This is a genomic window from Cupriavidus sp. H19C3 (assembly GCF_049393815.1).
In the GTDB taxonomy this organism is placed as follows: Bacteria; Pseudomonadota; Gammaproteobacteria; order Burkholderiales; family Burkholderiaceae; genus Cupriavidus.
On the sequence record NZ_CP184985.1, the window covers coordinates 681,476 to 701,303 of the forward strand.

General features: G+C 65.5%; 20 protein-coding genes. 14 read left to right on the forward strand and 6 right to left on the reverse strand.

All coding sequences use genetic code 11. The features are described 5' to 3' along the window. Positions 1–72: 72 nt before the first annotated feature. Entirely contained in the window at positions 73–1,308 is a 1,236-nt protein-coding gene (locus DFLDMN_RS03080) for an MFS transporter (protein ID WP_423197051.1), read from the forward strand. A gap of 75 nt (positions 1,309–1,383) precedes the next feature. Then, the gene (locus DFLDMN_RS03085) at positions 1,384–1,839 is read left to right on the forward strand and encodes a RidA family protein (protein WP_423197052.1); all 456 of its coding nucleotides are present in this window, start codon (positions 1,384–1,386) and stop codon (positions 1,837–1,839) included. A 22-nt stretch (positions 1,840–1,861) separates the two neighbouring features. Here the strand turns inward: DFLDMN_RS03085 and DFLDMN_RS03090 are convergent, their stop codons facing one another. Next, a complete protein-coding gene (locus DFLDMN_RS03090; protein ID WP_423197053.1) occupies positions 1,862–2,854 on the reverse strand; it encodes a tripartite tricarboxylate transporter substrate binding protein in 993 nt (330 codons plus the stop codon). Between the two features lie 97 nt (positions 2,855–2,951). Between DFLDMN_RS03090 and DFLDMN_RS03095 the strand changes: the two genes are divergently transcribed. From DFLDMN_RS03095 to DFLDMN_RS03105, 3 genes are all read left to right on the forward strand, one after another. Further along, on the forward strand, positions 2,952–3,944 hold the full coding sequence (locus DFLDMN_RS03095) for an NAD(P)-dependent oxidoreductase (protein ID WP_423197054.1): 993 nt from the start codon (positions 2,952–2,954) through the stop codon (positions 3,942–3,944). An 88-nt stretch (positions 3,945–4,032) separates the two neighbouring features. Continuing rightward, entirely contained in the window at positions 4,033–5,184 is a 1,152-nt protein-coding gene (locus tag DFLDMN_RS03100; protein WP_423197055.1) for a mandelate racemase/muconate lactonizing enzyme family protein, read from the forward strand. 103 nt (positions 5,185–5,287) lie between these two features. Continuing rightward, positions 5,288–5,989: a FadR/GntR family transcriptional regulator gene (locus tag DFLDMN_RS03105; protein ID WP_423197056.1), complete on the forward strand. Its 702-nt coding sequence runs from the start codon at positions 5,288–5,290 to the stop codon at positions 5,987–5,989. An 18-nt stretch (positions 5,990–6,007) separates the two neighbouring features. Here DFLDMN_RS03105 and DFLDMN_RS03110 read toward each other — a convergent pair whose 3' ends face one another. Together DFLDMN_RS03110 and DFLDMN_RS03115 are read right to left on the reverse strand one after the other, a co-directional pair. Beyond that, a complete protein-coding gene (locus DFLDMN_RS03110; protein WP_423197057.1) occupies positions 6,008–7,246 on the reverse strand; it encodes an MFS transporter in 1,239 nt (412 codons plus the stop codon). Between the two features lie 212 nt (positions 7,247–7,458). Further along, positions 7,459–8,334, reverse strand: a complete 876-nt coding sequence (locus DFLDMN_RS03115) for a LysR family transcriptional regulator (RefSeq protein WP_423197058.1) — start codon at positions 8,332–8,334, stop codon at positions 7,459–7,461. Between the two features lie 182 nt (positions 8,335–8,516). Between DFLDMN_RS03115 and DFLDMN_RS03120 the strand changes: the two genes are divergently transcribed. After that, positions 8,517–9,767, forward strand: a complete 1,251-nt coding sequence (locus DFLDMN_RS03120; protein WP_423197059.1) for an MFS transporter — start codon at positions 8,517–8,519, stop codon at positions 9,765–9,767. Between the two features lie 244 nt (positions 9,768–10,011). Beyond that, the gene (locus DFLDMN_RS03125; protein ID WP_423197060.1) at positions 10,012–10,518 is read left to right on the forward strand and encodes a DUF1993 domain-containing protein; all 507 of its coding nucleotides are present in this window, start codon (positions 10,012–10,014) and stop codon (positions 10,516–10,518) included. A gap of 75 nt (positions 10,519–10,593) precedes the next feature. On the opposite strand, the gene DFLDMN_RS03130 is transcribed toward DFLDMN_RS03125, so the two are convergent. Both DFLDMN_RS03130 and DFLDMN_RS03135 read right to left on the reverse strand, forming a co-directional pair. Beyond that, on the reverse strand, positions 10,594–11,565 hold the full coding sequence (locus tag DFLDMN_RS03130; RefSeq protein WP_423197061.1) for a Bug family tripartite tricarboxylate transporter substrate binding protein: 972 nt from the start codon (positions 11,563–11,565) through the stop codon (positions 10,594–10,596). A gap of 27 nt (positions 11,566–11,592) precedes the next feature. After that, a complete protein-coding gene (locus DFLDMN_RS03135) occupies positions 11,593–12,375 on the reverse strand; it encodes a class II aldolase/adducin family protein (RefSeq protein WP_423197062.1) in 783 nt (260 codons plus the stop codon). Positions 12,376–12,506: 131 nt separating this feature from the next. On the opposite strand from DFLDMN_RS03135, the gene DFLDMN_RS03140 reads away from it, so the two are divergent. From DFLDMN_RS03140 to DFLDMN_RS03170, 7 genes are all read left to right on the forward strand, one after another. After that, complete coding sequence (locus DFLDMN_RS03140; protein WP_423197063.1) at positions 12,507–13,421, forward strand: LysR family transcriptional regulator; 915 nt, start codon at positions 12,507–12,509, stop codon at positions 13,419–13,421. Between the two features lie 54 nt (positions 13,422–13,475). Beyond that, positions 13,476–14,468 (forward strand): LysR substrate-binding domain-containing protein, encoded by a 993-nt coding sequence (locus DFLDMN_RS03145; RefSeq protein ID WP_423197064.1) that lies wholly within the window; start codon positions 13,476–13,478, stop codon positions 14,466–14,468. Between the two features lie 39 nt (positions 14,469–14,507). Further along, positions 14,508–15,152, forward strand: a complete 645-nt coding sequence (gene queE, locus DFLDMN_RS03150; protein WP_423197065.1) for a 7-carboxy-7-deazaguanine synthase — start codon at positions 14,508–14,510, stop codon at positions 15,150–15,152. Positions 15,153–15,155: 3 nt separating this feature from the next. After that, the gene (locus tag DFLDMN_RS03155; protein WP_423197066.1) at positions 15,156–15,632 is read left to right on the forward strand and encodes a 6-pyruvoyl trahydropterin synthase family protein; all 477 of its coding nucleotides are present in this window, start codon (positions 15,156–15,158) and stop codon (positions 15,630–15,632) included. Continuing rightward, the gene (gene tadA / locus DFLDMN_RS03160) at positions 15,632–16,300 is read left to right on the forward strand and encodes a tRNA adenosine(34) deaminase TadA (RefSeq protein WP_423197067.1); all 669 of its coding nucleotides are present in this window, start codon (positions 15,632–15,634) and stop codon (positions 16,298–16,300) included. Before DFLDMN_RS03155 ends, tadA begins: the two co-directional genes overlap by 1 nt. A gap of 26 nt (positions 16,301–16,326) precedes the next feature. Next, entirely contained in the window at positions 16,327–17,262 is a 936-nt protein-coding gene (ldcA, locus tag DFLDMN_RS03165; protein WP_423197068.1) for a muramoyltetrapeptide carboxypeptidase, read from the forward strand. Between the two features lie 211 nt (positions 17,263–17,473). Continuing rightward, entirely contained in the window at positions 17,474–19,084 is a 1,611-nt protein-coding gene (locus DFLDMN_RS03170) for an ABC-F family ATPase (protein ID WP_423197069.1), read from the forward strand. A 79-nt stretch (positions 19,085–19,163) separates the two neighbouring features. On the opposite strand, the gene DFLDMN_RS03175 is transcribed toward DFLDMN_RS03170, so the two are convergent. Further along, positions 19,164–19,691, reverse strand: a complete 528-nt coding sequence (locus tag DFLDMN_RS03175) for a hypothetical protein (protein ID WP_423197070.1) — start codon at positions 19,689–19,691, stop codon at positions 19,164–19,166. Between the last annotated feature and the right edge of the window lie 137 nt (positions 19,692–19,828).

Below are 19,828 nucleotides of genomic sequence, written 5' to 3' on the forward strand. Positions count from 1 at the left end.
AAATCCTATGTCAATCATTGCCAACCCCTTTAACCACGCGGATCTCGGTGACCTGTTAATGACCGAGTGGGAGTGAAGCCAATCAGGGCGGTGATTCCGCTTGCGATACTGACGGCCGTAGGATTATCGGCAACGGATCTATATCTACCTGCCGTCTCGTCTCTGCCCTCGGAAATCGGCGGCACCATTCCGCAAGCGCAGGCGACGCTCGCTGTTTTCCTGGCGAGCCTGGCGCTATCGCAGTTGCTCTGGGGCGTAGCCGCTGATCGGTTCGGTGGGAAAGCGGTCCTTAAAGTCGCGATCGGGCTCCAGATCGTGGCTGGGATCGCCTGCGCGATGGCGCCCTCCATAAGCGTTTTGATCGTCGGAAGAGCATTTCAGGGGTTAGGCGTTGGCGCTGCCACTGTCGTCGTTCCTTCGTTGATACGGCAGCGGTTCAGCGACCGCGATACGGTTCGTGCGATGTCGTGGCTCGGTATCGCGGAGAGTCTCGTACCGGCTGTCGGACCGATCGCAGGGACTGCGCTGTTGAGTCTGACCGACTGGCGCGCCAGCTTTTGGATTGTCGCGGGTCTCGCACTCGTGTTGACGCCGTTTGCATTGAGGAGTGTCCCTGAACAGCGGCGCCCCGTGGGCGGTGAGACTTCGCTGGGTTACATGGTGTTGCTGCGTGAGCCTGCCTATGTTGGGTATGCGCTTGGCCATGCGCTCTGCTTTGCGGCGCTTTTGACCTTTGTCGCCAGCGCACCGCAAGTCGTTCAGGTCTGGCTACGCGCGGAACCGCAGACGTTCGCCATTCTCCAGGCTCTCGGCGTATCCGCCTTTGTTGTTTCGGCATCGCAGAGCGGTCGGCTGACCGCCTCGTATGGTATCGATCGGTTGATCGCTGCAGGGGTCGTGCTGCAGGTAGTTGCGACGGCCGCGATGCTCGCGCTGGCTTTACTGGAAGCTCGCTCCGCGACCGCGCTGATTGCAACCTGGGTCCTGTTTTGCGGCGCTCTAGGTCTGAGAGGGCCGGCTACGATGGCGCGCGCCCTCGACGTTTCGCCTGAATACGTCGGCCGGGCGTCTGGTCTTCTTATGTTTCTCGCGCTCGGCCTCGCCGCGGCGGCTACTCAAGCTGTCGCACCATTCCTGGTTGATGGGCTGCTGCCTGTAGCGGTGATCTCGGTCGGATATACACTGGCAAGTGCGCTGATCATCCTTATGGGGCGCCAGTTCCTTGTCCGGAACAAAGAACATGGATCGGGCGCCAACGCGAGCCCGTCGTCCGATGCGACATTCACCGTGACACGCCGCCGTCCTTGAGCTCACAGCCCGGCACCAGCACCAGCACCAGCAACGATTGGGTGCCATTGACGGTAATGCGAGGGTAAGAGAAACATGACCATCTTCGATCGCCTGTCCCGGGCCGGCCTGCAACTTCCGCCGCCCATTCGTCCACTCGGGTCCTATCGGACCGTATCGGTTTCAGGCAACCAGGTGTACGTGTCCGGCCTCGGCCCATTCAAGGATGGCAAGCCGGTGGTCGGCATCGTCGGTCACGATCTCTCGCTGGAGGAGGCGCAGGAAGCCGCGCGTCTGACCATGCTGATGATCCTGTCCTGCATCGACGAGGCATGCGGACTGGACAATATCGTGCGATGCGCGCGATTGACGGTGTACGTGCGCGCGGCGTCGTCCTTTATCCATCATCCGCAGGTGGCCAATGGCGCCAGCGACGTGCTGTTGACCCTGTATGGCCAGGATCAGTTGCCGGCGCGAAGCGCGCTGGGGGTCCATACGCTGCCAATGGGCATCCCGGTCGAAATCGACAGCATCTTTGAGCTCAGGCACTGACGCTCTGCCGGGTTAGCGTCCACTACTCCAGATGCACGTTGGCCTCGCGCACCACGTCGCCCCATTTGCGGATTTCCGCCTCGATCATCGTGCCGAAGCGCGCTGACGGGCCGCCCACCACTTCCACGCCCTGGTCGCGGAAGCGCTTGACCACGTCCGGTTCCGCCAGCACCTTCGCGATCTCGCCGTTGAGCTTCTGCACGACCGGCGCGGGCGTGCCGGCCGGGGCCTGGATGCCGAACCAGACGTTGACTTCATAGCCGGGGACGCCGGCCTCCGCCACGGTCGGTACATCGGGCAGCAGCACGGACCGCGTCTGCCCGGTCACCGCGATCGCCTTCATCTTGCCGGCGCGCAGCTGGTTGATCACGTTGGGCAGGTTGTCGAACATGAGATCGGTCTCGCCGCCGATCAATGCCACCACCGCGGGGCTGCTGCCCTTGTACGGCACGTGGGTCATGCGCGTGCCCGTCATCTTCTGGAACAGCTCCATCGACAGATGGTTGGACGAGCCCGCACCGGTGGAGCCGTAGTTCAGCTTGCCAGGCTGCCGTTTGGCAAAATCGATCACGTCCTTCACCGTCGCCAGGCCGAGGTCGTTGCGCGCAACCAGCACGTTCTGCGTGCTCGCCGCCCAGATCACGGGCGCGAAATCCCGGGTCGGGTGATAGGGCAGCTTGCTGCCGTAGAGCGCGGGCAAGGCGGCAAACGGCAGGGGCGTGATCAGCAGCGCGTAGCCGTCGGGCGCCGACTTGGCCACGAGGCTGTTACCGATCACGGTGTTGCCGCCCGGGCGGTTGTCCACCACCACCGACTGCTTCCACCACGTGGTGATTTTCTCTGCGACCGTGCGCGCGAGCGTGTCATTGAATCCGCCCGGCGGGTAGGGCACCACGATGCGGATCGGCTTGTCGGGATAGCCGTCGGCCTCGGCGGCATGGAGGGACTGGACTGCCAGCGTAGCGAGCAACGCCAATGCAGCGGCCAGCCAGCGACGCGGTCTGGTTGCGGTCATGCATGTCTCCTTCACCATCTTGTTGTGGTTGACGCTCCGGATAGGTACAACTTACCATACCAAACTGGTACTACCAAATAAATATGACCACTTCCCGATGCCTGCGCCACTGATCGTCGCCACCGACCGCATTCACGCGGATGCGCAAGCCTTGCTGGAGGGTGCCGGCCGCTTTGTGGTACGGCCATGGCGGGACGGCGACGGCTATATCGACGATCTCGCGGATGCCGATGTCGTGGTGGTGCGAAATCGCCTGCCGCCATTGCTGTTTGCGCGGGCGGCCCGACTGCGCGCGACCATCCGCCATGGCGCGGGGCTCGACATGATTCCGGTGGCGGAAGCGTCCGCGCATGGCGTGCTGGTGGCCAATGTGCCGGCGGTCAATGCGACCGCGGTTGCCGAATATGTGGTGGGCCAGATGCTGTCGCTATCGCGGCGGTTGGCGGAACAGGAAGACCGCCTGCGTCATGCCGCGTGGCAGGACGGTCGTGCCGTTGCCGACCAGGGCCAGCAGATCAGCGGCAGGACCGTGACGATCATCGGGGTGGGGGCCATCGGCCAGCGCGTGGCCGCGATCTGCGCGCTCGGGTTTGGCATGCGCGTGCTCGGTGTGCACCCGTCGCGCACCGGGACCACCGCGCCGAACGTGACATACGTGGCGCTCGAAGAAGGGCTGGCCAAGGCCGACTTCCTGGTGTTGTCGTGTCCGCTCAATGCCTCGACGCAGGGCCTGATCGGCGCGGCCGAACTCGCGGCGATGCAGCCGTCGGCGTATCTGATCAATGTATCGCGTGGCGCGGTGGTAGACAGTGATGCGCTATGCGATGCGCTGCATGCCGGCCGCGTGGCCGGTGCCGCGCTCGACGTGTTCGCGACCACGCCGTTGCCGCCTGGCGATCCGCTGCGCGCGTGCCCGTCCACGCGGCTGACCCCGCATGCCGCGGGGATCTCCGCGCAGAGCCTGCACGCGATGAGCATGGGCGCCGCAGCGCAGGTGCTCGATGTACTGGCCGGCCGCTTTCCGCCGCACTGGGTCAATCGGGACGCGGAGGCGCAGATCCTTGCGCGCTGGGCGACGTTGCCGCGCTGACGCGTGTCTTGCCTGTCGTTGTGCCTGACCCCTCGCGCGAACGACGTCGTGCCGATCGCGCCGGATTTCCACCAGGAGTATTGCTCGCATGTCCAGAATCCAATCCATCCAGGCCATTCCCCTGTCGTTCCGCCTGCCCGAGGGGAAGACGGTCAAGCTCGGCATCGGCAGCACCATCAAGCGCGACGCCATCATCGTGCGCGTGCAGACCGAGTGCGGCGTGGTCGGCTATGGCGAGGCGCATCCGGGCCGCAGTCCCGGCGCCGTGACGAGTCTGATCGCCAATACGCTGGCGCCGCTGGTGACCGGCATGGACGCCTTCGACACCAATGGCGTCTGGAGCCGCATCCACAAGATGCAACTGGCGAGCCACGGCCTGGGCGCCGGCGCCGCGCTCGCGCTCTCGGGCATCGATATGGCGCTATGGGACGCTCGCGGCAAGCTCTGCAACCAGCCGCTGTACAAGCTGCTTGGCGGCAGCAGCAAGCCGATTCAGGCGTATGCGGGCGGCATCGCGCTGGGCTTCCAGGCGCCGGAGTCGCTTGCCGGGGAGGCCCTGACGTATATCGATCGCGGCTATCGCGCGCTCAAGCTGCGCCTTGGCGATACGGTGGCCAACGATGCCGCGCGCGTCGCCCATGTGCGTAGCGTGCTGGGCGACGATATCGACATCCTGACCGATGTCAACGCCGCCTATTCGATTGACGAGGTACGCCGCCTGATGCCGGCGCTCGAGGACGCGCGCGTGGGCTGGCTGGAGGAGCCGTTTGCCTGCGACAACTTTGGCGCTTACCGCGCCGCGGGTGCGCTCGGCTCGCGCGTGCCGCTGGCGGCCGGCGAAAACCACTACACGCGCTACGATTTTGCGCAGTTGCTGGAGGAGCGCGCCGTGCAGGTGTTCCAGCCGGACCTGTCGAAGACCGGCGGCGTGACCGAGGGCATGCGTATCGCCGCGCTGGTATCGGCGTGGGGTTACAAGGTGCATCCGCACAGCTCGGCCACGGGCCTCAACCACGCGGCGTGCGTGCATATGCTGGCGGCGGTCGACAACCCCGGCTATTTCGAGGCGTGCGTCTCGCACTTCAATCCGTTCCGCGACATGTTCGGACCGGCCTTCGCGACCGATGCGGACGGCTGCGTGAAGCCATTGGAGAAGCCCGGTCTGGGGCTTGAGATCGACGAAGCGGTCTTCAGCGATTTTCCGTTTATCGACGGGCCGGGCTACGTGGTCAAATTCTGATCGTCAGGCGGGCATGCGCCGCAAACAGTAGTAATATCCGGCGCAACATTCCGGGCGCCCGCTCCCGCCAGGTGCGGCGCGGGCGCTTTTCCATTGTTTCCCCATGTCCACCGAAAAGCAGGAACTGACCACCCGCACGCTTGCCGATGTGCTGTCGTTCATCCAGAAGCGCAACTACGATCCCGGTGAGCGGCTGCCCTCCGAGCGTGAACTCTCGGAGCGCTTTGGCGTGGGACGCGGCGTGGTGCGGGAGGCCTTGTCCGTGCTGGAGAACCTGCGTTATCTGACGCGTAAGCCGAACTCGGGCGTATTCCTGACGGCCACGCCCGAGCGCACCAGCCTGGAGACGCTGAGCCTGTTCTCGGAGCTCGGCATCAGCCTGACCACCGACAAGCTGCGCGAGGCGCTGGAAGTGCGGCGCATCGTCGAGGTACAGGCAGTACAGCTCGCCTGCGCGCGTCGCACCGACGCGGACCTGGCGGCGCTCGACGCCATTGTGGAGCGCTTCGATGCGGCGATTGCGGGGGCGCACGAGCAGGCTGCCGATCTCGACTACGCGTTCCATATGGCCATCTTCACAGCGGCGCATAACACGGTGCTGACGCAAATGGTGCATCCGTTTTACCTGATGTCCGCCCATCGCCGCGCCACGTTCTTTGCCGACCGGACGCGGTGCATCGCATCGAATGCGCAGCACCGCGCGCTGGTCGATTGCCTGCGCCGTGGCGATGCCGCCGGCGCACAGCGCATCATGGGAGAACATATCGGGCGTGTGGAAGCGGCGCTGCAGACCGCATCCGAATAGCCGCGCGACGGGCGCGGCCTACCTCGCCTGGTCGAGTTCGATGCCCCTGAGTTCGGGGATCAGGAAGAGGGTGGCCAGCATGTCGATGACATAGATGCCGGCCAGCAGCGCGATGGCCAGCTGGAACGAATATGTCGCGGCCAGCGTGCCCACCACGATCGGCCCCAGTCCGCCCACGGCCCGGCCGAGATTGAACAGCACGTTCTGCGCGGTAGCGCGCGCCGCGGTCGGATAGGCTTCCGAGATCAGCGCGCCGTAGCCGCCGATCATGCCATTGACGAACATGCCCATGACGGCACCGGCCCACAGCATCGTCATCGGATCGGACAGCTGCGCGTAGGCGATCACCATGATGACCGCGCCGGCCTGGAACAGCAGGAAGGCCGGCTTGCGGCCGATGCGGTCGGCCAGGTGGCCAAACACGCAGATGCCGATCATCATGCCGACGATCGTGACCGAGGTCCACATGGCCGAACGGGTCAGCGAGAAGCCGAGCGTCCGGGACAGGTATGTCGGCAGCCAGATCATGATGCCGTAGTAGCCGAAATTCTGTACCGCGCACAGGATGACGATGCCGACGCTGGTGGCCGTGGTCCTGCGGTCCGCCACCAGCAGGCGGAAGGCATTGGGCACCGGCGCGCGACGTACGAACACCTCCGGTTCATGCAGACGGTTGCGGATAAACCAGGCGACAAAGGCCGGAATCACGCCGATCAGGAACATGCCGCGCCAGCCTACCACGGGCAGCAACAGCGGCGTCAGCAGCGCAGCCATCAGGACGCCGGCCTGCCAGCCGAGCGCCACGTACGAGGACACGCGCCCGCGCTTGCCCGCCGGCCAGGCTTCTGCGGCCAGCGCCATGCCGATACCGAATTCACCGCCGAGCCCGATGCCGGCAATGGTGCGGAACACCAGCAGCTCGTGAAAGCCCCGCGCAAACGCGCAAAGGCCGGTGAACACGGCAAACAGGACGATGGTCCAGGTCAGCACGCGGACGCGTCCGTAGCGGTCGCTCAGTGCGCCGAAGACGATGCCGCCGGCCACCGCGCCGATCAACGTCCAGGTGACCAGCGCGCCGGACTGACTGCTGTCGAGCGCCAGTGCGGCACTGATGGCGGGCAACATAAAGCCGAGGATGAGCAGATCGAAGCCGTCCATCGCATAGCCGATGGCGGCGCCCGCCAGCGCTTTCCATGCGTAGGGGGATGGGGACGCTTCGGCCACGGATGGCGCGGTAGAGATCGGCTGGCTTTGCATGGGCACGCGAAGTTGGGACGAAAATGGCGGGAGCCGGCGCGCATTGTAGCGTTGGAATGACGGCCTGCCGGTCGCCGCCAACCGGTCGCTGCCAACCGGGCGCTCCCGCCGGCCGCCAGCCCGATCCCCCATCTCTGCGAGCAACCCCGGCGAGCAACCGCGGCGCGCCGGCCCTGGGCCGTCGACTTCCGCGCTCGTCGTGGCCGCGTGACTCAGCGCTTGCGGTGAAACTGCCGCGTCATGGTCAGGAACGCCGTCATCGCGCTCGACACATAGGCGTCGTGCCGGCGGATGAACAGCGTCTCGACGCGTGCCAGCTCGCGTGGCATGCGGTGGATCGCAATGCGCCCGTACGCGGCAGCCGGGGCCAGCACGCCGCGCGGCAGCAGCGTGATGCCCACGCCGGCGGACACGCAACTCACGATGGCGTCGAGCGAGCCGAATTCGAGCGGGCGGGCCACCACGATGCCGGCGCCCGCGAGATAGGACTCGAGCCGCTGGCGATACGAGCATCCCGCCTGGAACACCACGATGCGCAGGTCGCTGACAGCCGCGAGCGCCTTGAGCGAGTCGATGTCGGGACGGGTGGCCAGCACGAGCTCCTCGGTGAAGACGCTTTCCTGATGCACGTCCGGATGGGCGACCGGCCCGGCCACGAACGCGCCATCCATGCGCGAGGCCACCACGTCGCGCACCAGGCCTGCCGTGGTGCCGGCCGTCACCGCGAGCCTGACCGCGGGGTAGGTGCGCGCAAACTGTGTCAGCAGCGGCGACAGCCGCAGGGCCGTGGTGGTCTCCAGCGAGCCCAGCATCAGCGCGCCGGCCGGCACGCCATCGTCGCGCGCGGCGGCGCGGGCTTCGCCCATCAGCTTGGCGATACGACCCACAAACGGCAAGAGGCGTCGACCGGCCGGCGTGACGAGAACCCCGCGCGCGTGGCGCTCGAACAACACGGTGCCAAGCTCGTCCTCCAGCGCGCGAATGCGCGCGGTGATATTCGACTGCACGGTATTGAGCTCGGCCGCGGCCTTGTTCATGCTGCCATGCCGGGCCACGGCTTCGATCGTCTTGAGGTCGGTGACGTCCATCTCGTACTCGCTGTCTGGCTGGTATAACGGCCCGACTCTACCTGCATTTCCGCACCGGCGTAGATATCTGGAATGCAGATAACAGCGATCACGCTAATTCAGTTCTCATGATCGCAGATCGGGTCTAGCCTTGAGCTCTCAAGGATGACGATGGACCGCGGGGTCAGGAAAGGCAAGGCGCGATGACGACGATGAACGACATGACGTGGGCAAAGCCGAGCTACGCCGAACGCAACCAGCCGTACTGGCACCGCAACCTGATGGTATGCGTGTTCGGTTCCTTCACCACGCTGGTGAGCCTGAGCATGCTGCTGCCGTTTCTGCCGCTATACGTGGAGCAACTGGGCGTGACCGCGCCGGGCGCGGTGGTGCAGTGGTCGGCCGTGGCATTTGGCGCCACCTTCTTCGGTACCGCCATTACCGCGCCATTGTGGGGGCGCCTCGCCGACCGCTATGGCCGCAAGCCGATGCTGATTCGCGCCGCCGTGAGCATGGCGGTGGTCATGTCGCTGATCGGCCTTGCGCATAACGTGACCGAACTCGTGCTGCTGCGGCTTGTGGCCGGGCTGGCGGGCGGCTATGCGTCCGCCTCGATCGTGATGATCGGCACGCAGGCGCCACGCGAGCGTGCCGGTTGGGCGCTTGGCGTGCTGTCCACGGGTGCGCTGGCGGGCAACCTGATCGGCCCGCTGGTCGGTGGCTTCCTGCCTGCACTGGTCGGGATTCGCGGCACCTTTTTCATGGGCGGCGCGATGATCGCGGTGGCGGCAGCGGCTACCATCCTGCTGGTCCGCGAGGACTTCGACCGGACCACGGATGCCAGGGCGCATCCCGGCACGGGCGCGGCAGACGCGCCACCGACCGGTGGATCGCAGCGCCTCGTGATCGGCGCATTGCTGACGACCGCCATGATGGTGCTGCTGGCCAACATGTCGATCGAGCCGATCATCACGGTCTATATCGGCCAGCTCGGCGTGCCGGTCGATCACCAGGCGCGCGTGGCGGGCATCGTGATGGCGGCGTCGGCGTTCGGCAGCATGCTGACCGCGCCGCGGCTCGGCGCGCTGGCCGATCGTGTGGGCAGCTGGAACGTGATCGTGGGCTGCCTGGTTGCCACGGCGGTGGTCATGGTCCCGCAGGCGTACGTGACTGCATGGTGGCAACTGGCTGTGTTGCGCGGCCTGATGGGGATGACCATTGCCGGCCTGCTGCCGTCGATCGCCAAGCTCGTGCGGCATTCGGTGGCGGAACACCGCTCGGGCAAGACGCTGGGCTACCTGCAGTCGGCGCAGTTCTCCGGGCAGGTGATCGGGCCGCTGCTGGGCGGGCAGATCGGTGCCCATCTTGGCTTGCGCCAGGTGTTTCTGGTGACGGCGACGCTTCTGGTGCTGTGCGCGCTGATGAACCGGTCGGTGCGGAGCCGCATGGCCTGACCGCGGGGCTGCCGGTCGGGGCGCGGTCGTGAGCATTGGTGGCGTGGTGGTGGAGTGGCGTGGTGGTGGCGCAAACTTCCCTGAGTCGAGCCATGCACGATAGCGGCTTGCTTGATAATATGCACGGCGGATCGGGGCTTGCCATGGCCGTCGACGCCAACCCGGCAAACCCGATCCCGACACGATTTGACGACCCCGCACCCTCGCACCCTCGCACCCTCGCACCCTCGCACAAGGACGCCCGATGAGCCTTTCGATGTATGACGCCTCGATCCCGGTTTTTATCCGCTACCTGACCAACCTCGCGACCATCCTCGACAAGGGCGCCGCGCATGCGCAGGCGCAGGGCATGGATCCGCAGGACCTGATCCAGACCCGCCTGGTCGCCGATATGGATCCGCTGCCCGCGCAGATCCAGCGCGCCAGCGATGCGGCCAAGGGTTGCGGTGCGCGCCTGGCGGGCCTTGAAGTCCCGTCGTATGCGGACAACGAAGCCTCGTTCCCGGAGCTCCAGGAGCGCATTGCCAGGACCATCGGCTTCCTCAAGACGATCCGTCCCGAGCAGCTCGAGGGCAGCGAGTCACGCGTGGTGGAGCTCAAGGTGCGCAACGGTCCGGTGACGTTCGACGGCAAGACCTATCTGCTGGGCTTTGCCCTGCCGAACTTCTTCTTCCACGTGACCACCGCTTACGACATCCTGCGCCACAAGGGCGTGCAGATCGGCAAGATGGACTACCTGGGCCCGCGCTGACCGCGCCCAGCCGCTACCCGCGTGGCGTGCCCCGCGGGTAGCCATCCGGTGCGAGCGGGGCCTACCTTGCGGAATTCAACGCGCGGACGCGCCGGACTCTTGCACCACGGCCCGCCACTTCACATATTCTTGCTGCACGAATTTGGCGAACTGCTGTTGCGTTCCGCCCACCGGTTCGGCACCTTCCCGAATCATCTGGGCCTCGAGACCCGGCAATGCTTCGTTAACGGCCTTGTTGATGGTGGCAATCACGTTTGCCGGCGTGTTCCGCGGCGCGAAGAATCCGGTCCAGGAGTTGGCTTCGAACCCCGGGTAGCCACGTTCCGCAACGGTGGGGACGTCCGGCAGCGCACGCGACCGTTTCTTGCTGCTGACCGCGAGCGCTCGCAGCTTGCCTGCCTGGATGTGCGAGATCACCGAGGGCAGGGTCGCAAACATGAACGTCAGCCGGCCAGACAGTAGATCGTTCAGCGCATCGGCGCCCTTGTAGGGAATATGCGTCGCCTGTACGCCGCTGCGCTTTGCCAGCATGTAGCCGGCCAGATGGGACGACGTTCCCACTCCGGTGGAGCCGTAGTTGGCGGCGCCGGGATGAGCCTTCATGTACGAAACCAGTTCTTCGATCGTCTTCACCGGCGTGTCGGGACTGGTCACCAGCACGTTTGGCGAGTCTGCAAGCTGAACGATCGGCACCAGATCCGTGGTCGGATTGAAGCGCAGGTTCGGGTACAGGGTCGGATTGACCGTGATCGGCCCTACCGAGTTGACCATCAAGGTGTAGCCGTCAGGCGCCGCGCGTACGACCGCCTCCGTGCCGATATTGCCGCCGGCGCCGGGCTTGTTGTCGACCACGAAAGGCTGGTTGAAGCGCTCCGCGAGCTTCTGGCTGACGCTGCGCGCCAGGATGTCGGTCGTACCGCCGGCCGTGAAGGCAACAATGACGCGCACTGCCTTGGTCGGGTATTCCGCCGCTTGGGCCCACGTCGGGGCGAGGGTCAGCGCGGCGAGCACCGTCAAGGCGGTGCGGCGGGTCATGGGGGGCGTCATGAGTCTGTCTCCGTGGTGCAGTTTGATTTAGTACTTGTAGGAAGGGTCCAGGCGGTCCAGCTTGCGTAGCAACGCTGGCCATTCCATCAGCCCGTAGGGCCGCCGGGTGCCTGGCTGATAGTTGTTCCACGTTGCTTCGAGAATCTGCTGTGGAACCATGGTGAGCCTGGAGCCGGTGGCCATGGCCGCCAGTTGGGAACGGCATGCCAGTTCCAGGCGGCGCATCCAGTTGAACGCCTCGCCAGGCGTGTTGCCGACCACCAGCGCGCCATGATTGCGTAGGATCAGGGCTTCGCCTTGACCCAAGTCCCTGACCAGCGATGCCTTCTCCTGTTCGTCGAGCACCACGCCTTCAAAGCCGTGGTAGCCGATCTTGAGGAATCGCATTGCCGTCTGGGTGATCGGCAGGATGCCGCACTCGAGTGCGGAGACGGCCATGGATGCCCAGCTGTGCGTGTGAATGACGCAGCCGACTTCCGGCCGGGCCTCATGGATGGCACTGTGGATGACGTAGCCAGCCCGGTTCACGCCATACTTCAACGGGCCAAAATCCGGCGCGGACAAGACCTCGCCGGCAAGATTCACCTTCAAGAGGCTGGATGCCGTGATCTCCTCGTACATCATTCCATAGGGATTGATCAGGAACGACTCTTCCCCTGGTACGCGCACGGAGATGTGGTTGGCCATCATGTCCGACATGCCGTAGAGGTCGATCAGCCGGTAGCATGCGGCGCAATCCACGCGCATCTGCCACTCCTCGTCCGAACACCGGTCTCGCATCGAGGCAATTCCAAGCACGCCTTCACTCATGTTTTGTCCTGTGTAGTACGTCCCCGCGCGGAAGGGCGCGGATCGAAGAGCGCAGTCTAAGAACAGATAGCTATGCCAAAAAGTGGTATTTTGGAAAGGTCATTTGACCAATCGTCATAGCAATTCAGCGAATGAAAGAGCTCGACCTCACGTCTTTGCGCTACTTTGTCCGGGTGTGCGAGACCGGCAACATCTCGCGTGCCGCGGAACAGGAGAATGTGGTGCCATCGGCCGTCAGCAAGCGGATTGCCATGCTGGAGCAAGGTTTTCAGGTGGTGTTGCTGGAGCGGCGCAGGCGCGGCGTGGTACCCACCAATGCCGGCGAGACCCTGTTGGCCAACGCCAGGGCGATCCTGTCGAGTGCCAACCGGATTGCACAGGATATGTCGAGCTACGGCAGCGGCGTGCGCGGTCATGTGCGTCTCCTCGGCACCGTATCGGCGATCGCGGAGTCGTTGCCTGACGACGTGGCGGCGTTCATGCAGAAGGAGAAACACCGCGACATCCAGGTTCACATCGAGGAGGAGTTCAGTCGCGAGATCACGCGTCGGGTGCGGGAGGGCAGCGGCGAACTGGGGGTGCTCTGGGATGCCGCCGATCTCGATGGCCTGCAGACCATGCGCTACCGTTCCGACCACCTGGCGATCGTTGCTCACGCGTCTCATCCCCTTGCCGGCAAAGGCCGGGTGGCGTTCGAGGATACGTTCCAGTATGAGCATGTCGGCCTGCAGTCGCCGAGTGCAATCAATTCGATGCTCGACAGAGCGATGGCCATCGCCGGCAGGCGGCTGGAATTCCGGTCGACGGTGTCCAACTTCGAGGCGGCGCTGCGCGTGGTGAGAGCCAACCTCGGCATTGCGGTCATTCCTAGCGAAGTGGCGGGATCGTCGGCGGAGATGTATGGCCTGAAGGTCATACCCCTGACCGATGAATGGGCTCGCCGCAACTACGTCATCTGCTTTCGTGGCCGCGAGTATCTGTCCCGCGCCGCCCAGATGCTGCTGGATTTCCTGGGGTCCCGGAAGAAGCGAAGCGCAGGGGCGTGAGTGTCAGGGCCGGCCGGTGCGGTGTGGGACTGGATATTTGATTAATATTCAAGAATGAAGCTCACACTCGAAGAACTTGCCGCATTCGTGACCGTGGTCGACCGCGGCTCGATCACGGCCGCCGCGGATACGCTCGACCAGACCGTGTCCGGCATCAGCCGCGCCTTGTCGCGACTGGAAGAGAAGCTTGCGACCACGCTGCTGCGCCGGACCACGCGCCGGCTGGAGTTGACCGAGGAGGGCGAGGCCATGCTGGCTCATGCGCGCCAGATCCTGGCCGCGACCGAACTGGCCGAGGAGCAGATGGCGCTGCGGCGCCAGCGTCCGGCCGGGCGGCTGCGCATCAATGCGGCGTCGCCGTTCATGCTGCACGTGGTAGTGCCGCTGGTGGAGGCGTTCCGCGCCTGCTATCCGGAAATCGAACTCGAGCTGAACACCGACGACCAGATCATCGATCTGCTGGAGCATCGCACCGATGTCGCCATCCGCATTGGCGTGCTGCGCGATTCCACGCTCCATGCGCGCCCGCTCGGTTTCAGCCGCATCCGTGTGCTGGCGAGTCCGGCCTACCTCAAGGCGCGCGGACGGCCGCGCTCGGTGGCGGACCTGGCCAGCCATACGCTGCTGGGCTTCAACCAGCCCGAGCACCTGAACCGCTGGCCGCTGCGCTCCGACGATGGCGAAGAGGTGACGATCACACCGCACCTGAGTGCGTCGAGCGGCGAGACACTGCGGCACCTGGCGCTGGCCGGGCAGGGTATCGTCTGCCTGTCAGACTTCATGACCGAGGCCGACCGGCGCGCCGGCGACCTGGTGCAGGTACTGGTGCGCGAGCATCTGGACGTGCGCCAGCCGATTCATGCGGTTTACTATCTGAATACCCAGCTGTCGGCGCGGATCTCGGTCTTTCTCGACTTCCTCTCGCGGCACCTGGGCAGGGCGCTCGGCGGCGAGCACGGCAACGTGGTGCCGCCGCTGATGCCCGAGCGTCTGTGCGAAACCACGGACGCGGCCGACCGGCTGCGCGTCCGTAAGCGAAAACCCTGATCGACTGGTATACTTTCCTGTTTTTCTGCGGGCAGGGGCATGACTTACGCCGTCAAGGAAATCTTCTACACGCTGCAGGGCGAGGGCGCCAACGCGGGCCGGGCGGCGGTGTTTTGCCGTTTTGCCGGCTGCAACCTGTGGACCGGGCGCGAGGAAGACCGGGCGCGCGCAATCTGCCAGTTCTGCGATACCGACTTTGTCGGCACCGACGGTACGCGTGGCGGGAAGTACCGCACGGCCGCAGAGCTGGCTGCGGTGGTGGCCTCGGAATGGCCGCAGGGGCCCGGCAGCGCGGGGGGCAAGCCGCTGGTGGTGTGCACCGGCGGCGAGCCGTTGCTGCAGCTCGATGCACCGCTGATCGACGCGCTGCACGCGCAGGGCTTCGAGATCGCGATCGAGACCAACGGCACGATCGCGGTGCCCGATGGCATCGACTGGGTGTGCGTCAGTCCCAAGATGGGCGCGGAACTCGTCGTGACCCGCGGCGACGAACTGAAGGTCGTCATTCCGCAGCCGGGCCAGGACTTTGCGGCATACGAACAGCTCGATTTTCGCTATTTCATGGTGCAGGCCATGGACGGCCCGCTGGCACGGCAGAATACGGCCGCGGCGGTCGAATTCTGCCAGCGTCATCCGCGCTGGCGCCTGTCGCTGCAGACCCACAAGCTGCTGGGCATTCGCTGATCCATGACCAAACACGTCTCCATTACCCGCCGGCTCGAATTCGATGCCGGCCACCGCATCCCGAGCCATGGCGGCCAGTGCCGCAATATCCATGGCCATCGCTATCGCCTCGACCTCACGCTGTCGGGCGAGGTGCTGCATCGCGAGGGCGCGTCCGACGACGGCATGATTCTCGACTTCGGCGATATCAAGTCGCTGGCGAACGAGCACCTCGTCAACAAGTGGGATCACGCCTTCCTGATCTATCGGGGCGACACCGCGCTGCTGAACTTCCTGCAGACCATGGATGGGCACAAGACGGTGGTGATCGATGCGATTCCGACCGTCGAGAACCTCGCGCAGGTGGCCTTCGATATTCTGGCGCCGGTGTTCAAGGACTGCTTCGGTCATCATCTGCAGCTCACGCGGCTGGTGCTGTTCGAGACGCCCAACTGCTGGGCCGAGGTCACCGCCTCGATGGAACTGCCAGCCCAGGACTGATGACGCCCGTCGACGCCCCCGCGGAGTTTCCCGCGGATTCCTCCGATACTGCCGCGCGCGACCGCCACTACATGGCGGCGGCGCTGGCCGAGGCACGGCTGGCCGAGGCGGCCGGCGAGGTACCGGTGGGCGCCGTGGTGGTATGGAACGACCGCATCATCGCGCGTGGCCATAATCTGCCGATCCGCTCGGTCGATCCGTCCGCGCATGCGGAAATGCAGGCGCTGCGCGCCGCCGCCCAGGTGCTGGGCAACTACCGCATGCCCGAGTGCGAGCTCTATGTCACGCTGGAGCCCTGCGCGATGTGTAGCGGGGCGATCCTGCATGCGCGGCTGCGGCATGTGGTGTTCGGCGCCACCGACCCCAAGACCGGGGCTGCCGGCAGTGTGGTGGACCTGTTTGCGCAGGCCAGTCTCAACCATCAGACCGAGGTCACGCGTGGCGTGATGGCCGACGAATGCGGCCAGCTGCTGCGCGATTTCTTTGGCGCCCGGCGCCGCGCGCAAAAGGCTGCGCAACAAGCCGCACAACAGGTTGCACCACAAGCGGCACCACAAGCGGCACATCAAGCGGCCCATCAAGGCTCGCCGGAGATTGCGCCCCCAGCCGCGCCGCGGCCCGCCCAGCCGGGCACGGACGGGGCCGCCCACCCGAAACCCGAGGCATGACCTCGCCACAGGACCGACCCGACCGCATGAGCCAACCGCTTCCCGCCGTCCGCCTGCTCGCACCCTCCGGCTATCCGCATGACGAGGCGACCGCCGCGCGTGGCTGCTCGTGGCTGGCGCGGCATGGCTGGCAGGTGGGCAATCCCGAGGTGCTGGCGCGCCGGCACTACCGCTTTGGCGGCACCGACGGAGAGCGCCTGGCCGACCTGCACGCGATCGGCACCGGCGGTGCGCAGGAACTGGCGCTGGCGGTCCGCGGTGGCTATGGCATGGCTCGCCTGCTCGACCGCATCGACTTTGCACGGATTGCCGGACAGGCGCGCGCGACGCGGACGCTGATCGTCGGCCACAGCGATTTCACGGCGTTCCACCTGGCCTATCTGGCCGCCACCGGCGGCGTGAGCTTTGCCGGGCCGATGCTGCTGGCCGACTTTGGCGCGGAACCGGTCGATGCGTTCATGTGGACGCATTTCGAGGCCATCGTGCGCGACCCCGGCCATGTGGTGGAGGTCACGGCACCGCAGCCGGCTGGCCAGGCCTTCAGCGGTACCGTCGGCGGTACGCTGTGGGGCGGCAACCTCGCCATGCTGTGCTCGCTGCTCGGCACGCCGTATCTGCCGCGCGTCGACGGCGGCATCCTGTTTCTCGAGGACATCAACGAGCCGCCTTACCGCGTGGAGCGCATGCTGCTGCAGTTGCTGCAGGCGGGGGTGCTGCAGAACCAGCGGGCGATCGTGCTCGGCGATTTCTCGAACTACCGCACCACCGATTACGACAACGGCTACGACATGGAAACCGTGTTCGGCTATGTGCAGGACCGGCTGCGGATCCCGCTGCTGACGGGCCTGCCGTTCGGGCACTGCGCGCGCAAGCTGACGCTGCCGGTGGGCGGCCAGGCCAGCCTGACCGCGCGGGCGGACGGGTTTGCGCTGGCGCTGTCGGGATATCCGGTGGTGCGCTGACGGTCCACGGGCCAGTGCCAATGCCCGCGCCCGGCCGGCGTGGATGGTAAAATCCCGTTTTGCTTTTCTTCCAACCGTGCGGCCCGGGCGCTGACAGGTATCCTGACAGGTATCACTTCCACGCGCTTTTACCGGTGTTTATCCGCCGCATCGACATTTTCCGGCATCCAAGCCGGGCGCTCCCGCGCCATATCCAGACAAGGTTCCTGACGTGCTCTCTACCGCAAACATCACCATGCAGTTCGGCCCCAAGCCGTTGTTCGAGAATATCTCGGTCAAGTTCGGCGAAGGCAACCGCTACGGCCTGATCGGCGCGAACGGCTGCGGCAAGTCCACCTTCATGAAGATCCTCGGTGGCGACCTCGAACCGTCGGCCGGCAACGTGATGCTGGAGCCGGGCGTGCGCCTGGGCAAGCTGCGCCAGGACCAGTTCGCCTATGAGGACATGCGCGTACTGGACGTGGTGATGATGGGCCATACCGAGATGTGGGCGGCCGCGCAGGAGCGCGATGCGATCTACGCCAATCCGGAAGCCACGGACGAGGACTACATGAAGGCGGCCGAGCTCGAGGCCAGGTATGCCGAGTACGACGGCTATACGGCCGAGGCACGTGCCGGCGAACTGCTGCTGGGCGTGGGCATCCCGACCGAGCAGCACCAGGGCCCGATGAGCGAGATCGCGCCGGGCTGGAAGCTGCGCGTGCTGCTGGCACAGGCACTGTTCTCGAACCCGGACGTGCTGCTGCTGGACGAACCGACCAACAACCTCGACATCAATACGATCCGCTGGCTGGAACAGGTGCTCAACGAGCGCAACTCCACCATGATCATCATTTCCCACGACCGCCACTTCCTGAACTCGGTGTGCACGCACATGGCGGACATGGACTACGGCACGCTCAAGGTCTACCCGGGCAACTACGACGACTACATGGAAGCGTCGATGCAGGCGCGCGAGCGCCAGGTGGCGGCCAACGCGCGCGCCAAGGAGCGCATCTCGGAGTTGCAGGACTTCGTGCGCCGCTTCTCGGCCAACAAGTCGAAGGCACGCCAGGCGACCTCGCGCCTGAAGCAGATCGACAAGATCAAGGTCGAGGACATCAAGCCGTCGTCGCGCCAGAACCCGTTTATCCGCTTCGAGTTCGAGAAGAAACTGCACAACCTCGCGGTGGAAGTGGAGGGCGTGACCAAGACCTACGATCGCAAGATCCTCAGCAATCTGTCGATGGCCATCCAGGCGGGCGAGCGCGTGGCGATCATCGGCGAGAACGGCGCGGGCAAGACCACACTGCTGCGCACGCTGCTGAACGGCGCGGTCAAGGGCGGCGTGGCGGCAGACCGCGGCACGGTGAAGTGGGCCGAGAACGCCAGCGTCGGCTACATGCCGCAGGATACCTACGAGGAATTCCCCGAGGACCGCGACCTGATGGACTGGATGAGCCAGTGGACGCAGGCCGGCGACGACGACCAGTCGCTGCGCGGCACGCTGGGCCGGCTGCTGTTCTCGGCCGACGATATCAAGAAGTCGGTCAAGGTGCTGTCCGGTGGCGAGAAGGGCCGCATGATCTGGGGCAAGCTGATGCTGGGCCGCCATAACGTGCTGGCGCTCGACGAGCCGACCAACCACATGGACATGGAATCGATCGAGTCGCTGCAGATTGCGCTGGACAAGTACCCGGGCACGCTGATCTTCGTCTCGCACGACCGCGAGTTCGTGAGCGGCCTGGCCACGCGCGTGATCGAAGTGCGCACGGATGGCACGCTGACCGATTACCTCGGTACGTACGACGAATACCTGCAGTCGCAGGGGATCGACGGCTGACGCGGGTCGGCCGAGCCCGATCGAGACTTCCGGGGCGCACTCGCCCATGCGCCCGGAAGCGCATCCTCTGCAGCCCCCGTTACCCCCGGATCGATACGGGGCCGGCGCTGGCCAGCAACTGGTCGAGCTGCTCGATGATCGCGCGTGCGGTGAGATCGCCCTTGGCCTTCTGCAGGGCAAGACCGAGCATGTCGCGCAGTGCGGCCAGTTCGCCGACCGACGATGCCTTTTCCACCTTGACCTGCAGCACATAGCCGCGCAGGCCGAGATGATGGCCGATGACGTCGGTATAGAAGTGGTAGAGCTGCTGATAGGCATCGCCTTCGTGCGCGGGCGCGAGGGCCGCCGCGAGGGCGGGGGCGGCGGGTGGCGTCGCTGCCACCGCCCCGGCGCCGACCTCCGTGGTCTCGATCAGACCCAACGAAAGCAGGGTATCGAGCGCGTCGGGGCCGACGCCCATGCCGCCGACCTGCGCCAGCAGTTCCGACTGCGGGCGCTCTCCATTGACGATCAGCAGCAATGCGCGCAGCTTGTGCTCCAGCTTGCGTGCGCGTGTGCGGATTTCCTCCTGTCCAGCCTCCGTCTTCCGATATATCGGGTCGACCATGTCTCGCTCCTTTAGTTATGGATCGGCCGCCCGCGGCGAGCCCAGATGGATTCGCGGCCGATTTTCATCCCATTCCCGATACGGGATACGGACTCGACAAATTGCCGGCCGCATTCCGCTCTACAATGTGGTGCACC

Bases quoted from the DNA above. Each gene is read 5' to 3' on its own strand.
- DFLDMN_RS03085 (WP_423197052.1), top strand. From the start codon at position 1,384: ATGACCATCTTCGATCGCCTGTCCCGGGCCGGCCTGCAACTTCCGCCG.
- DFLDMN_RS03090 (WP_423197053.1), bottom strand. From the start codon at position 2,854: ATGACCGCAACCAGACCGCGTCGCTGGCTGGCCGCTGCATTGGCGTTG.
- DFLDMN_RS03095 (WP_423197054.1), top strand. From the start codon at position 2,952: ATGCCTGCGCCACTGATCGTCGCCACCGACCGCATTCACGCGGATGCG.
- DFLDMN_RS03100 (WP_423197055.1), top strand. From the start codon at position 4,033: ATGTCCAGAATCCAATCCATCCAGGCCATTCCCCTGTCGTTCCGCCTG.
- DFLDMN_RS03105 (WP_423197056.1), top strand. From the start codon at position 5,288: ATGTCCACCGAAAAGCAGGAACTGACCACCCGCACGCTTGCCGATGTG.
- DFLDMN_RS03110 (WP_423197057.1), bottom strand. From the start codon at position 7,246: ATGCAAAGCCAGCCGATCTCTACCGCGCCATCCGTGGCCGAAGCGTCC.
- DFLDMN_RS03115 (WP_423197058.1), bottom strand. From the start codon at position 8,334: ATGGACGTCACCGACCTCAAGACGATCGAAGCCGTGGCCCGGCATGGC.
- DFLDMN_RS03120 (WP_423197059.1), top strand. From the start codon at position 8,517: ATGACGACGATGAACGACATGACGTGGGCAAAGCCGAGCTACGCCGAA.
- DFLDMN_RS03125 (WP_423197060.1), top strand. From the start codon at position 10,012: ATGAGCCTTTCGATGTATGACGCCTCGATCCCGGTTTTTATCCGCTAC.
- DFLDMN_RS03130 (WP_423197061.1), bottom strand. From the start codon at position 11,565: ATGACGCCCCCCATGACCCGCCGCACCGCCTTGACGGTGCTCGCCGCG.
- DFLDMN_RS03135 (WP_423197062.1), bottom strand. From the start codon at position 12,375: ATGAGTGAAGGCGTGCTTGGAATTGCCTCGATGCGAGACCGGTGTTCG.
- DFLDMN_RS03140 (WP_423197063.1), top strand. From the start codon at position 12,507: ATGAAAGAGCTCGACCTCACGTCTTTGCGCTACTTTGTCCGGGTGTGC.
- DFLDMN_RS03145 (WP_423197064.1), top strand. From the start codon at position 13,476: ATGAAGCTCACACTCGAAGAACTTGCCGCATTCGTGACCGTGGTCGAC.
- queE (WP_423197065.1), top strand. From the start codon at position 14,508: ATGACTTACGCCGTCAAGGAAATCTTCTACACGCTGCAGGGCGAGGGC.
- DFLDMN_RS03155 (WP_423197066.1), top strand. From the start codon at position 15,156: ATGACCAAACACGTCTCCATTACCCGCCGGCTCGAATTCGATGCCGGC.
- tadA (WP_423197067.1), top strand. From the start codon at position 15,632: ATGACGCCCGTCGACGCCCCCGCGGAGTTTCCCGCGGATTCCTCCGAT.
- ldcA (WP_423197068.1), top strand. From the start codon at position 16,327: ATGAGCCAACCGCTTCCCGCCGTCCGCCTGCTCGCACCCTCCGGCTAT.
- DFLDMN_RS03175 (WP_423197070.1), bottom strand. From the start codon at position 19,691: ATGGTCGACCCGATATATCGGAAGACGGAGGCTGGACAGGAGGAAATC.